General features: G+C 68.4%; 9 protein-coding genes, 2 other RNA genes and 1 pseudogene. 8 read left to right on the top strand and 4 right to left on the bottom strand.

What is annotated here, in order from left to right:
* Positions 1 to 38 precede the first annotated feature (38 nt).
* Entirely contained in the window at positions 39 to 2,036 is a 1,998-nt protein-coding gene (locus ACCQ09_RS21570; protein ID WP_228428394.1) for a TonB-dependent siderophore receptor, read from the top strand.
* Positions 2,037 to 2,144: 108 nt separating this feature from the next.
* Here ACCQ09_RS21570 and ACCQ09_RS21565 read toward each other — a convergent pair whose 3' ends face one another.
* The 3 genes and pseudogenes from ACCQ09_RS21565 to ACCQ09_RS21555 all read right to left on the bottom strand — a co-directional run.
* Positions 2,145 to 2,918, bottom strand: coding sequence for a sulfite exporter TauE/SafE family protein (locus ACCQ09_RS21565; protein WP_014509595.1), 774 nt, complete (start codon positions 2,916 to 2,918; stop codon positions 2,145 to 2,147).
* A gap of 305 nt (positions 2,919 to 3,223) precedes the next feature.
* Positions 3,224 to 3,298, bottom strand: a non-coding RNA gene (locus tag ACCQ09_RS21560) — sX9 sRNA.
* A 95-nt stretch (positions 3,299 to 3,393) separates the two neighbouring features.
* Positions 3,394 to 3,581: pseudogene (locus tag ACCQ09_RS21555) on the bottom strand (hypothetical protein); the annotation flags it as partial.
* Positions 3,582 to 3,959: 378 nt separating this feature from the next.
* On the opposite strand from ACCQ09_RS21555, the gene ACCQ09_RS21550 reads away from it, so the two are divergent.
* The 7 genes from ACCQ09_RS21550 (at position 3,960) to ACCQ09_RS21520 (ending at position 11,859) form a co-directional block, all read left to right on the top strand.
* The gene (locus tag ACCQ09_RS21550; RefSeq protein WP_040942133.1) at positions 3,960 to 4,349 is read left to right on the top strand and encodes a YchJ family protein; all 390 of its coding nucleotides are present in this window, start codon (positions 3,960 to 3,962) and stop codon (positions 4,347 to 4,349) included.
* Between the two features lie 242 nt (positions 4,350 to 4,591).
* Positions 4,592 to 4,801, top strand: coding sequence for a hypothetical protein (locus ACCQ09_RS21545; RefSeq protein WP_011039222.1), 210 nt, complete (start codon positions 4,592 to 4,594; stop codon positions 4,799 to 4,801).
* Positions 4,802 to 4,987: 186 nt separating this feature from the next.
* Positions 4,988 to 7,147, top strand: coding sequence for a lytic murein transglycosylase (locus ACCQ09_RS21540; RefSeq protein ID WP_040942132.1), 2,160 nt, complete (start codon positions 4,988 to 4,990; stop codon positions 7,145 to 7,147).
* A 734-nt stretch (positions 7,148 to 7,881) separates the two neighbouring features.
* Complete coding sequence (locus tag ACCQ09_RS21535; RefSeq protein WP_040942131.1) at positions 7,882 to 9,144, top strand: TCR/Tet family MFS transporter; 1,263 nt, start codon at positions 7,882 to 7,884, stop codon at positions 9,142 to 9,144.
* Between the two features lie 95 nt (positions 9,145 to 9,239).
* Entirely contained in the window at positions 9,240 to 9,833 is a 594-nt protein-coding gene (locus tag ACCQ09_RS21530; RefSeq protein WP_012439682.1) for a biliverdin-producing heme oxygenase, read from the top strand.
* Positions 9,830 to 11,734 carry a bacteriophytochrome BphP gene (gene bphP / locus ACCQ09_RS21525; RefSeq protein ID WP_011039218.1) on the top strand — a complete coding sequence of 635 codons (1,905 nt, stop codon included), beginning with the start codon at positions 9,830 to 9,832 and terminating at the stop codon, positions 11,732 to 11,734. The genes ACCQ09_RS21530 and bphP overlap by 4 nt, the downstream gene beginning before the upstream one ends.
* Before the next feature lie 55 nt (positions 11,735 to 11,789).
* A non-coding RNA gene (locus ACCQ09_RS21520) (sX9 sRNA) lies at positions 11,790 to 11,859 on the top strand.
* 186 nt (positions 11,860 to 12,045) lie between these two features.
* On the opposite strand, the gene ACCQ09_RS21515 is transcribed toward ACCQ09_RS21520, so the two are convergent.
* Complete coding sequence (locus tag ACCQ09_RS21515) at positions 12,046 to 13,230, bottom strand: benzoate/H(+) symporter BenE family transporter (protein WP_228428393.1); 1,185 nt, start codon at positions 13,228 to 13,230, stop codon at positions 12,046 to 12,048.
* Positions 13,231 to 13,235: the final 5 nt, after the last annotated feature.

Here is a 13,235-nt window from a genome sequence, read left to right as displayed (position 1 = left end):
GTCCGCTCTGCGGCGTATCGCCCCCGCAGAAGAGCCCGATGACCCCACTCCCCACGCGTCGCCACCTGTTGTTCGTGTCCCTGGTGGCTGCATTCCCGGCCGCCGCGCAGGAGGCCAGCTTGCTCGACGCCATCGTGGTCAGCGAAAAGCGCGCCCTGTATCGGCCCGAAAAAGCCGCCGGCGCCACCCGCACGCAGACACCGGTGGAGCGCATTCCGCAGGCCATCCAGATGGTGCCGCGTTCGGTGATCGACGAGCAGCAGCTCACCCGTCTGGTCGATGTGGTGGCCAATGTCTCCAACGTGCAGCCCGGCGGCACGCAGGGCAATCGCTCGGAGACTTTCGTGATCCGTGGCTTCGAAGCGTCCTCGTACGCGGTCGACGGCATCCTGCTCAATCCCGCGCAGAACTTCACCGAAACCGTGCGCGATCTGGCCAATGTCGCGCAGGTGGAAGTGCTCAAAGGCCCGGCGGCAGTGCTGTATGGGCGTGGCGAACCGGGCGGGGTGATCAACCTGGTCACGCTGCGGCCGGATGCGGTGTTCGGCGGCAACGCCTCGGTGCAGGTGGCCGAGCACGGTCTGCGCCGCGTGCAGTCCAGCATCACCGGGCCGCTGAGCCCCACGCTGTCGGCGCGCCTGAGCGCGGCGGTGCAGCAGACCGGCAGTTTCCGTGATGCCCAGGCCGATGGCGACCGCGTGTTCGTGTCGCCATCGCTGGCGTGGCGGCCGAATGAGCGCCTGCGCGCGGATCTGGATATCGAATACACCCGCCAGACCAGCCCGGGCGATCGTGGTCTGGTGGCCATCGACGGAGTGGTGCGTGGCCCGGCGCAGCGCAGCTTCGGCGAGCCGTGGTCGCGCAATCGCGGCATCTCGCGCACGGCCCGCGGGCGTATCGAAGTCGACGCCACCGATTGGCTCACGCTGCGCCAGATCGTCAATCATCAGGACGGCGACAGCGGCCGCGGTGTGGCCGACTTCACTGGCTTCAGTGCCGACCGCGCGTTCCTGCAGCGCCGCGCCGTGCGCCAGGACCAGCAGGTGCGCGCCACCACCTCGCAGACCGAAGCGCTGGCGCGTTTCGACACCGGCCCGTTGCGCCATCAGGTCCTGGCCGGTGCCGAATATGTCGATGCGCATCGCCACACCGACGAGGCCCGTGCGCCGCTGGCGCGCATCAGCGTGCGCACTCCGGTGCAGGGCGCCTTGCCGGGCACCTATGTGCCAGCGCGCGAGATCGCAGTCGATGCGCGCTACGCCGCACTGTATGTGCAGGACCAGATCAGCCTGGGCGAGCGCTGGGATGTGCTGGCCGGCGTGCGCTGGGACGATGTGCAACAGACCACTCTCGACAACGGTTCCCGCACCCGCGAAGACGGCCGGCGCGCCTCACCGCGCCTGGGCGTGGTGTGGAAGGCCGCACCGCAGTTGTCGCTGTATGCCAATACCTCCACCTCGTTTCGCCCGCGCAGCGCCAGCGTGTTTGCCGGTGGCAGCGCGCCGCCGGAAACCGGCCGCCAGTACGAACTCGGCATGAAGAGTGCGCTGCTCGACAACCGCGTGCTCGCCACCGTCGCCGCGTTCCAGATCACCAAGGACAATGTCGCCACCGCCGACCCAAACAACGACGGCTTCGTGTTGGTCACCGGCCAGCAGCGCGTGCGCGGACTGGAGCTGGATGTCACCGGCGAACTCACCCCGAACTGGCGCCTGATCCTGGGCGCCGGTTATCTGGACGCGCAGGTCACCCGCGACACCGTCATCGCCACCGGCAACCGCCTGCGTGGCGTGCCGCGCGTCAGCGCCAGCCTGTGGAACACCTACCACGTCGCCAGCGGCCCGCTGTACGGGCTGACGCTAGGCGCGGGCGCCGTGCATGTGGGCGAGCGCGAAGGCGATCTCACCAACAGCTACCGCATCCCCGGCTACACGCGCTTCGATGCGTCGGCGGCGTACCGCTTCGGCGGCCGCTACCAACTGGCGCTGCTGCTGCGCAACCTCGGCAACCGCTTTTCTACATCGAACAACCGGTGACGCAAACCACCAACTACCCCGGCGCGCCCCGCACGCTGTCGGCAACGCTGAGCATGGAATTCTAGGCATCGCATTGGCGAACGGCGCCACGCTGCCGCGGCGTGCGTCTCAGTGCAGCAGGTCCCAGCCCATCTTGCCGATCAACACCACCACCAGCACCAGGAACAACTGCCGGATCAACGGCGTGCCGCCCCGCAATGCCAGCCGCGTGCCGGCCACCGCACCGGCCACGTTGGCCGCCGCCATCGGCACGCCAACCGCCAGCATCACCTGGCCGGTGGGCAGGAAGAATGACAGTGCCGCGAGGTTGGTCGCCAGGTTCACCACCTTGGCCGCAGCCGAGGCGCGCAAAAAATCCAGCCCGAAGAAGCGGATGAACAGGAAGATCAGAAAGCTGCCCGTGCCCGGGCCGAAGAAGCCATCGTAGAAGCCGATTGCCGCGCCCATCGCCAAGGCGGTGACCAACTCGCGGCGGCCGATGGCGCGCGGGCGGTGCAGGGCGCCGAAGTCCTTCTTGATCAGCGTGTAGCCCAGCATTGCGATCAGCAACACCAGGATCAGCGGCCGCACTGCCTGCTTGGGCAGCAGGCTCACCGCCGTCGCACCCAGAAACGAAAACGTAAACGCCGCCGCAGTGGCGTAGAGCACCGGCCGCCACGGAAACCGCACATTGCGCGCATAGCGCCACGCCGATGCACCGGTGCCGAACATCGCGCTGAACTTGTTGGTGCCCAGAATCAGCGACGGCGCCTGCTGCGGCAACGTCGCAAACAACCCCGGCAACTGGATCAACCCGCCGCCACCCACCGCGGCATCCACCAGCCCGGCCACGAAGGCGATGCACAGCAGCCACGGCAACTCGGTGGGAATCAGTTCCAGCAAGGCGGTGCTCCGCACGACGGGGGCGACAGCATAGCCGCCGCACTGACGGCGCTCCACGCCGGGTTGCACGGATATGTCGCGGTGTTCTCCGCGCGCTGGTCGCGGCCAATCGCAAGGACAACGCCGCCGCTGTTCTGCGTGGCAACAAGGTAGGCGCGCAGCTGCGTACGCCGGTGCTCGGCGATCTACGCTGGCGACTCCCCGTCGCGGTTCAAAAAAGCCGTGCGAGGTTGCCGCGAAGCGATTACGGCGCAGGCCGCTGTCCACCGCAAGAATGCGGCGGCGCGCACGCGCGCTGTAAGAGCGGCTAACAAAACGTAGCGAGCAGTCGCCAGGTGGGTGCGCACGGCGCGGAGGAACCGGAATGTACGTGGGTACATGCCGATTCCGAGCACCGGCCGCGCCCGCCTGATGGCTGCGCAGTCGTTTTGATAGCTGCTCTAAGCCGGCCAAGGCGTACTCGGCACAAGCCTGCGTCTTCATCCCAATGGTCGTCGATGCAGTTCCAGTAGTCGCGGTGTTCGCGCACCAGGGCAGCCTTGAGCCCCTTGGCCTGCTGCGGCTAGCCATCGGCCTTCACGCGAGTGATCTCGAAGCGCGCGTCGCTGTTGGCATCGGCGCCGTCGGTGCCGTCGACAAGGGGCGCACGCCGACCAGCGCTTTGGTGTTGCGCGCCTGCGCAGCTGTGCAGCAAGCGCGGCCCGGATTAAGACGTAAGCGGTGGCTTTGCTGAAGCCCGCCTGCGGAAGAGGGTCGGGGTGAAAGTAAGGAGCGCAGCCTCGCTGACGTCCACGCGCAAAGCTGCGAGCCACTGCCAAAGCCACTACGCAACTTTGCGCGTACGAAGTGACGAGGACGCGCAAGCAAGGAGCATCACTACGACGTGCATATCAGTGCCCAATTACGTTCCCGCACACTTCAACTACCAAGTAGAAGCCCGCATCCCGCATCCCGCATCCCGCATCCCCAATTCCCAATTCCCAATTCCCAATTCCCAATTCCCAATTCCCAACCGCAGCCCCAACCCCGCACAATCCCACCATGTCACCGTCCACACCCACCGATCCCTGTCCCTGCGGCCGCGCCGCCGGCTACGCCCAGTGCTGCGGCCAGTACCATGCCGGCGCTGCGGCGCCCGATGCGGAAACGCTGATGCGCGCGCGCTACAGCGCTTATGTCCGCCGCAACGTCGATTACCTGCTGGCGAGCTGGCATCCGTCCACGCGGCCGGCCGAGCTGGCGCTGGACGAAGGCGGCCGCACCACCTGGCTGGGCTTGAACGTGCAGCGCGCCATCGCCACCGGCGCGGACACCGCCGAGGTGGTGTTCCTGGCCCGTTACCGCATCGGCGGCGGCAGTGCAGTACGCATGACCGAACACAGCCGGTTCATGCGCGAGGACGGCCACTGGTATTACCTCGACGCCCGGTAAGGTCGCGCTGACGCACCAACGTCATCGCCCAACGCCGCACCAGCGATCACGGTGCAAGGCCGGCGCGCCACACGGTCCGCCGGGTTGCCGGTCATTCCGGCAGTCGCGCCCACGTGCCGCGCCAGCCAGCCCAAACCGCCCGACGAACGGCGCCATCCCGCCCGGTTTGTCGACGCCACGTTCGCAGCCGATCCCGGAAGCTTGCCGCGCCGGCGGACTGCGCCGCGGGGCGGGACGGGATCATGGCAACCTTCAATCTCTGGCAATGGCTGCTGCTGGCACTGGTGGTGTTCGCGATCGTGCTGCCGACGCTGGTGGCCGCGGCGATGATCTGGTTCGGCCCCCGTCACGACACCCCGCGCCTGCCACGCAGCGTCCGTCGCAGTGGCGACGCCACCGGCGCCACCCCGGCGCTGTCGCTGCTGTCGGGCATCACCGGCGACGGCAGCTAAGCCAGCGCCGCCGCACCATCACGGCGGCGCAGCCAGCATCGCTAGCCCAGCACCGCGCCAGACGCCCGCCTGATTGCTGCGCCCCTGCACGCGGCCCGGCCGTCAGGTTGGCTATGCTCCCCGGCTCAACCCGCCGCGCAGGAGCCTTCATCGCATGCCGTTCGTTTTTCTGCCGGCCCTGAGTCCATGACGCCGCTGCGGCGTGCGTTGCCGCTGCTGCTGGGCCTGGCGCCGTTCGCCGCCTGGGCCGACCCCGCGTTCGACCGCTGCCTGGCCGGGCTGCAGACCCAGGCCGCCGCCAAGGGGGTGGATGCCGCCAGCTTCCAGCGCTTCACCGCCGGTCTGGCCGCCGATCCCAGCGTGTTGCCGCTGCTGGACGCGCAACCGGAATTCACCACCCCGATCTGGGACTATCTGGCCAGCCTGGTCGATAGCCAGCGCGTGAGCGATGGCCAGGCCATGTTGGTGACTCACCGCGAGCTGCTCACCCGTCTGTCCGAACAAACCGGCGTGGACCCGGCCACCATCGTGGCGGTGTGGGGCGTGGAGAGCGATTACGGCCGCATCACCGGCAAGCGCCCGTTGCTGGTGTCGCTGGCCACGCTGTCGTGCGCCGGCCGCCGCCAACCGTTCTTCCGCGGCGAATTCCTGGCCCTGCTCGGCTTGTTGCAGCAGGGCGACCTGGCGCCCGAGGGGTTGACCGGCTCCTGGGCCGGCGCGTTCGGGCAGACCCAGTTCATGCCGTCCACCTATGCGCGCATCGCCGTCGACGGCGATGGCGATGGCCGCCGCGACCTGGTCGCCAGCATTCCCGACGCGCTGGCCTCCACCGCCAACTATCTGGTCAAGGCCGGCTGGGAACGCGCCCGCCCCTGGGGCATGGAAGTGCGCCTGCCGGCCGGCTTCTACGCCAACAAGGCCGGCCGCACCCGCCGCCAACCGCTGCAGGCCTGGCAGGCTGCCGGCCTGCTCGGCACCGATGGCAAGCCGCTTGCCCCGACCGGGCTGCCGGCCGAGACCGCCGCCGCCCTGTTGCTGCCGGCCGGCCCCACCGGCCCCGCGTTCCTGGTGTTCCGCAACTACGACGCGATCTACGCCTACAACGCGGCCGAAAGCTACGCGCTCTCGATCGCCCTGCTGGCCGATCGCCTGCGCAGTGGCCCCGGCCTGGTCGCCGCCTGGCCCACCGACGACCCTGGCCTGGGCCGGCCCGAACGCCGGCAACTGCAGCAATTGCTGCTGGCGCGCGGCCACCAGATCGGCGAAGCCGATGGCATGGTCGGCACCGCCACCCGCCGCGCCATCCAGGTCGAGCAGACCCGCCTGGGCCTGCAGCCGGCCGATGGTCGCGCCGGCCAACGCATCCTCACCGCCTTGCGCACCGCCCCGCCGGTGACCGGCGCCGCCGTTCGCGGCACCGCGTTCACGCTGCCGGCGGCCTATCCCGCATTCGTCCAATCTCCCATCGTCCAGAAGGCATCTCCCATGTCCGACGTCACCGGCCTGCGCACAGGCGACTTCCACGGTTTTCCCTCGCTGCTGATCGATACCCCGTATTCCACCGCGGCCATCAGCCTGTTCGGCGGCCAACTGCTGTCGTTCGTGCCCAAGGGCGGGCAGGACGTGATGTGGCTGTCGCCCACCGCCAAGCAGCCGCCCACGCCCATCCGCGGCGGCGCGCCGGTGTGCTGGCCGTATTTCGGCCGCCAGGATCAGACCGGCGACGTGCCGGCGCACGGCTTTGTCCGCACGGTGCCGTGGCAGCTCACCGAGAGCCGCCGCGAAGACGACGGCACGCTGGTGCTCACGCTGACGCCGCCGACCTTCGATGACCTGGCGCTGCGCCTGCACATGACCCTGCGCATCGGCCGCAAGCTAGAACAACGCCTGGTCACCGAAAACGTCAGCAAGGCGCCGGTGCGCTTCACCCAGGCCCTGCACAACTACTTCCGCGTCGGCGACGCGCTCAAGGTGAGCGTGCAGGGCCTGGATGGGCTGGACTATCTCGACAAGTACGAGAACTACGCCACCGCGCACCGCCAGCAGGGCGACTGGAGCCTGCGCGATCCGCGCGACCCCGGCCGCAGCGACCGCATCTACACCAACGCCGGCGGCCACTACACCCTGACCGACCCGGTGCTGGGCCGCCGCATCGACATCCGCACCGAAGGCAGCCGCTCGCTGGTGGCCTGGAACCCGGGCGAAGACGCCGCCAGCAAGATGGCCGACGTGGGCACCGGCTGGCGCGACTACGTCTGCCTGGAAGCAGCCAACGCCGGCCCGGACGTCATCGAACTCGCCCCCGGCGCCAGCCACACGCTGACCCAGACCATCAGCGTCGAGTAAGCGCAAGAATTGCCCCAGGCTCGCCCAGCGCCCGCGCCGCTTCCAAGACAGGAAAGAAGCAGCAACGACTCCCTTCTCCCCTCGGGAGAAGGTGCCCCGCAGGGGCGGATGAGGGGACGCGCGAAGCCTGGTGAAGTTTGAGTGCACGTCTGGCTTCGCCCCGTACCCTCACCCCAACCCCTTTCCCGGCGGGAGAGGGCTTTAACTCCATCACGCTGATCTTGTGCCAGGCACAGGCCAGGCGCTTCCCTTCTCCCATCGGGAGAAGGTGCCCGAAGGGCGGATGAGGGTACGTGCTAAGCCTGGTGAAGTTTGAGTGGACCTGTGGCTTCGCCCCGTACCCTCACCCCAACCCCTTTCCCGGCGGGAGAGGGCTCTAACTCCATCACGCTGATCTTGCGCCAGACACAGGCCAGGCGCTTCCCTTCTCCCATCGGGAGAAGGTGCCTCGAAGGGGCGGATGAGGGGACGTGCGAAGCCTGGTGAAGTTTGAGTGCACGTCTGGCTTCGCCCCGTACCCTCTCCCCAACCCCTCTCCCGGCGGGAGAGGGCTTTAACTCCATCACGCTGATTTTGCGCCAGACACAGGCCAGGCGCTTCCCTTTTACTTTCGGGAGAAGGTGCACCGCAGGGGCGGATGAGGGGACGGGGCGTATCAGGCGACAGCCCATCCCCCATAACCCCACTACCCACTCCACCGCTACACTCGCCGCTTCGCCCCTGCGTGCCGCGCGATGTCCATCTCTCCTGATTCCGCATCCGCTCCCGCTCCGGGCCGGCGCCGCGCCGCACTGATCTTCATCTTCATCACCGTGCTGATCGACGTGCTGTCCTTCGGCGTCATCATCCCGGTGCTGCCCGATCTGGTCAGGCAATTCACCGGCGGCGACTATGCAGCCGCAGCTGGCTGGATCGGCTGGTTCGGGTTTCTGTTCGCCGCCATCCAGTTCGTGTGCTCGCCGCTGCAGGGCACCTTGTCCGACCGCTACGGCCGCCGCCCGGTGATCCTGCTGTCGTGCCTGGGGCTGGGTCTGGACTTCATCCTGATGGCACTCGCCCACACGCTGCCGATGCTGCTGCTGGCGCGGGTGATTTCAGGCGTGTGCTCGGCCAGCTTTTCCACCGCCAATGCCTACATCGCCGATGTCACCCCGGCCGACAAGCGCGCCGGCGCGTTCGGCATGCTCGGCGCCGCATTCGGCATTGGCTTTGTCGCCGGCCCGTTGATCGGCGGCTGGCTGGGCAGCATCGGCCTGCGCTGGCCGTTCTGGTTCGCCGCCGGTCTGGCGCTGTTGAACGTGCTCTACGGCTGGTTCGTGCTGCCCGAATCGCTGCCGCCGGAGCGCCGCACCGCGCGGCTGGACTGGTCGCATGCCAACCCGTTCGGTGCGTTGAAGCTGCTGCGCCGCTACCCGCAGGTGTTCGGCCTGGCCTCGGTGGTGTTCCTGGCCAACCTGGCCCATTACGTCTACCCCAGCATCTTCGTGCTGTTTGCCGGCTACCAGTACCACTGGGGCCCGCGCGAGGTGAGCTGGGTGCTGGCCGGTGTCGGGGTGTGCAGCATCATCGTCAACGCCGTGCTGGTCGGCCGCATCGTGCGCTGGCTGGGTGAGCGGCGCGCGCTGTTGCTCGGGCTGGGCTGCGGCGTGATCGGCTTTGTGATCTACGGCCTGGCCGACAGCGGCCGCACCTTTCTGCTGGGCGTGCCGATCAGTGCCTTCTGGGCGGTGGCCGCCCCGGCTGCGCAGGCCTTGATCACCCGCGAAGTCGGTGCCGACGCCCAGGGCCGCGTGCAGGGCGCGCTCACCAGCCTGGTCAGCCTGGGCGGCATCGCCGGCCCGCTGTTGTTCGCCAATGTCTTTGCCTGGTTCATCGGCAGTGGCGCGCCGCTGCACCTGCCCGGCGCCCCCTGGTTGCTGGCCGGCCTGCTGCTGGCCGCGGGCTGGTTCATGGCCTGGAAGCGGGCAGGGCGCAGCCCGGCACTGGCGCAGGGCTGAAACCAACCGGTTCATGCAGCGGACGCGCCCGCTTTTTGCCTGGCTCGCATGCCCTGCTAGGCTGAGCAGCTTGGCTTTTGACTGTCTTCCTACGCATGCGTTCTGACACCCCGGTTGCCCCGCTTTCGGCTGCGCTCGCGCTGCGGCATGCCACGCAGGAGGCGCACACCCGGGTTGAGGCGGTGCCGCTGATGCAGGCGCTGGGGCAGGGCCACATCGACGCCGAGACTTACGCGCAGGTGCTGCGCCGGCATCACCGGCTGCTGGCCGGTTTCGAAGAACAGCTGAGCGACTGGCTGGTGACCCTGGTGGGCAGCGGATGGCAGTACCGCCGCCGGGTGCCGGCGTTGCGGGAGGATCTGCGCGTGCTCGGCCAACCCGTCGATGCCGCGGTGCCGCCGCCGCCGGCCAGCAGCGAGGCGGTGCGCTGGGGCATGCTGTATGTCATCGAAGGCTCTCAGCTCGGTGGCCGGGTGATCGCACGTATGCTGCGCAAACGTCAGCCGGGCCTGGCGCATGCATTGCACTATTTCGAACTGGCCGACGAAGACCCGGCCGGCTGGCGGCGCTTTCAGGCGGTGCTTGAGCAACGCCTGCAGAGCGCAGCGGCGCGTGCCGACGCCATCGCCGGCGCGCAGGCCATGTTTGCCCATTTCCACACCTGCCTGGCAGCGGAGGCACGTCCTTGAGCACTGCAACCAACCCGTTGGACCTGGACGTCTGTGCGCGCGAACCCATCCATATTCCCGGCCTGATCCAGCCTTACGGCGTGCTGCTGGTGATCGACCCCGCCGACGGCCGCATCGTGCAGGCCAGCACCACCGCCGCCGATCTGCTCGGCGTGCCGATGGCCGCGCTGCTTGGCATGCCCTACACCCAGGTGCTGACGCTGCCCGAAGCACAGCCGTTCGCCGTCGATGACCAGCCACAGCACCTGATGCATGCCGAGGTGCGGTTCCCGCAACGCGCCACGCCACCAGACAGCGCCTGGGTCGCGGCCTGGCATCTGTATCCGCAGCAGTGGCTGGTGGAAATGGAGCCGCGCGATGCGCGCCTGCTCGATGTCACCCTGCGCGAGGCGATGCCGCTGCTGCGCAGTGTCGAACGCGATCCCGGCATCGCCGAGGCAGCGGTGCGCGTGGCCAAGGGCCTGCGCAGCCTGATCGGCTTCGACCGCGTGATGATCTACCGCTTCGATGAGGAGTGGAACGGCGACATCATCGCCGAGGCGCGCAAGCCGGAACTGGAGGCCTATCTCGGCCTGCATTACCCCGCCAGCGACATCCCGGCGCAGGCGCGCGCACTGTACCTGCGCAACCGGGTCCGCCAGATTGCCGATGTCGGCTACCAGCCGTCGCCGATCCAGCCCACCGTGCATCCGCAGTTGGGCACGCCGGTGGATTTGAGCGATGTGAGCCTGCGCAGCGTCTCGCCGGTGCACCTGGAGTACCTGGCCAACATGGGCGTCACCGCCACGCTGGTCGCCTCCATCGTGGTCAACGATGCGCTGTGGGGGTTGATCTCCTGCCATCACTACAGCCCGCATTTCACCAACCACGCCATGCGCGATGTCACCGATGCGGTGGCGCGCACCCTGGCCGGGCGGATCGGCGCGCTGCAGGCGGTGGCCCGTGCGCGCCTGGAATCGGTGCTGCTCACCGTGCGCGAAAAACTCATCACCGACTTCAACGATGCCGAGCACATGACCGTCGAACTGCTCGACGACATGGCCCCGGACCTGATGGATGTGGTGGACGCCGACGGTGTGGCGATCTTCCACGGCAACGACATCAGCCGCCACGGCACCACCCCGGACGTGGCGGCGCTGCGGCGCATCCGCGATCACATCGAATCCGAACACCACGATGCCCTGCGCGAAGACGCGGTCGGCGCGCTGCATGTGGACGCCATCGGCGAGGTCTTCCCCGAGCTCGCCGACCTGGCGCCATTGGCGGCCGGCTTCATCTTCGTGCCGCTGATGCCGCAATCGCGCAGCGCCCTGCTATGGACCCGCCGCGAGCAGATCCAGCAGATCAAATGGGCCGGCAATCCGCAGCTGGCCAAGCTGGAAGACATCCCCAACTCGCGCTTGTCGCCACGCAAGAGTTTCGACCTGTGGCAGCAGACGGTGCGCGGCCGTGCGCGGCGCTGGTCGCCGCTGCACCTGGAATCGGCCCGCAGCCTGCGCGTGCTGATCGAACTGATGGAGCGCAAGCGCTTCCAGCAGGACTTCACCCTGCTGGAAGCCTCGCTCTCACGCCTGCGCGATGGCGTGGCCATCATCGAGCGCGGCACGGCCAATGCCGCGCACCGCCTGCTGTTCGTCAACACCGCCTTTGCCGATGTCTGCGGCAGCGACGTCGCCGAGCTGATCGGACGTGAGCTGCAGACGCTGTACGCCAGCGATGCACCACGCGCCAACGTGGAACTGTTGCAGGATGCGCTGCGCAACGGCCGGGCCGCCTACGTCACCTTGCCGTTGCAAGTGAGCGACGGCGCACCGGTCTATCGCCAGTTCCACCTTGAACCTCTCCCCAGCCCCAGCGGGGTGACCGCGCACTGGTTGTTACAGCTGCGCGATCCGGAATAAGAGCAGCGATCAAAATGACTGCGCAGCCACCATGCGGGCGCGGCCGGTGCTCGGGATCGGCATGACTCCGGTTCCTCCGCGCTGTCCGCACCCACCTGACGGCTGCTCGCTACGTGTTATCAGCCGCTCTAAGCCATCGCGCAGCGTGCGCGGGCGCGCCCCGAGGCAACGCGCTGTCGAATGAGCGCGCACTCTTTGCGGCGTCAAGCATGGCGGCTTGATGCCGCAGGACCGCCGCCGGCCATATGCGGTGGCGGCAGCGGCCTTGCGGCACAGGCGCAGCGTCCATGGTGCTGCGCCGGTGCCTTGTCTCAGCGCTGCGGTCGGCGCGGCCGCAAGGCGATCAAGGTGATCGCACCGGCCAGCAAGCCCCAGAACGAGGCCCCGATCCCGCCCAACGTGAGTCCGGAGGCGGTCACCAGGAAGGTGATCAGCGCCGCCTCGCGCTCCGGCTCCTCGCGCAACGCCGCCGCCAGGCTGTTGCCGATCGTGCCCAGCAGCGCAATGCCGGCGATCGCCATCACCAGTTCGCGCGGGAAGGCCGCAAACACCGCCGCCACCGTCGCCCCGAACAGGCCGATCACGATGTAGAACACCCCTGCGGCCACCGCGGCGGGATAACGGCGCGCCGGGTCCTCGTGCGCCTCGCGGCCCATGCAGATCGCTGCGGTGATCGCCGCCAGGTTCAAGGCGTAGCCACCGAACGGCGCCAGGACGGTATTGACCACACCGATCCACCCAATCGTGGGCGAGATCGGCACCGTATAGCCGGAGGCCCGCATCACCGCCACGCCGGGCACGTTCTGCGAAGCCATCGTCACCACAAATAGTGGAATCGCCAGCCCGAACAGGGCCGCCCACGAGAGGCCAGGCACCATCAGCACCGGCCGGGCCAGTTCCAGCCGCACCGCGTTCCAGTGCATCAGCCCGCCACCGGCGGCAATCGCGATCCCGACCAACAAGGTCGCGATGACCGCATAGCGCGCAAACCAGCGCCGCCCGATCAGATAAGTCGCCAGCATCGACAACGCCATGGCTGCCTGGCTCTGCATCGCCACGAACAGGTCCAACCCGAAGCGCAGCAGCACCCCAGCCAGCATGCCCGACGCCAGCGAGAGCGGAATCCGCCGGATTGCCCTTTCGAACAATCCGGTGAACCCAGCGACCGCACCCAGCACGGCGGCCACCACGAATGCACCGATCGCCTCCCGCAGCGGCACCCCGGCCGCAGTGCCAATCAACATTGCCGCACCAGGCGTGGACCACGCCGTGACCACCGGCACCCGGTACCGCAGCGACAGGCCGATGCAGGTCACGCCCATCCCAATGCCCAGCGCCCACATCCATGAGGCGATCTCGGCCTGATCGGCCCCCAGATGCCGGGCCGCTTCGAACACGATCACCGCCGAGCTGGCGAAGCCCACCAATACAGTGACGAACCCTGCCGCGATGGCAGGCAGGGACAGATCGCGGAACAGGCTGCGTGCGGAGGACATCGTCA

Origin of the sequence: Xanthomonas sp. NCPPB 2586, from assembly GCF_041475775.2 — a bacterium.
Lineage (GTDB): Bacteria > Pseudomonadota > Gammaproteobacteria > Xanthomonadales > Xanthomonadaceae > Xanthomonas > Xanthomonas campestris.
Note: the sequence above shows the minus strand (reverse complement) of the source record. Positions and strands in the feature narration are given on the sequence as shown.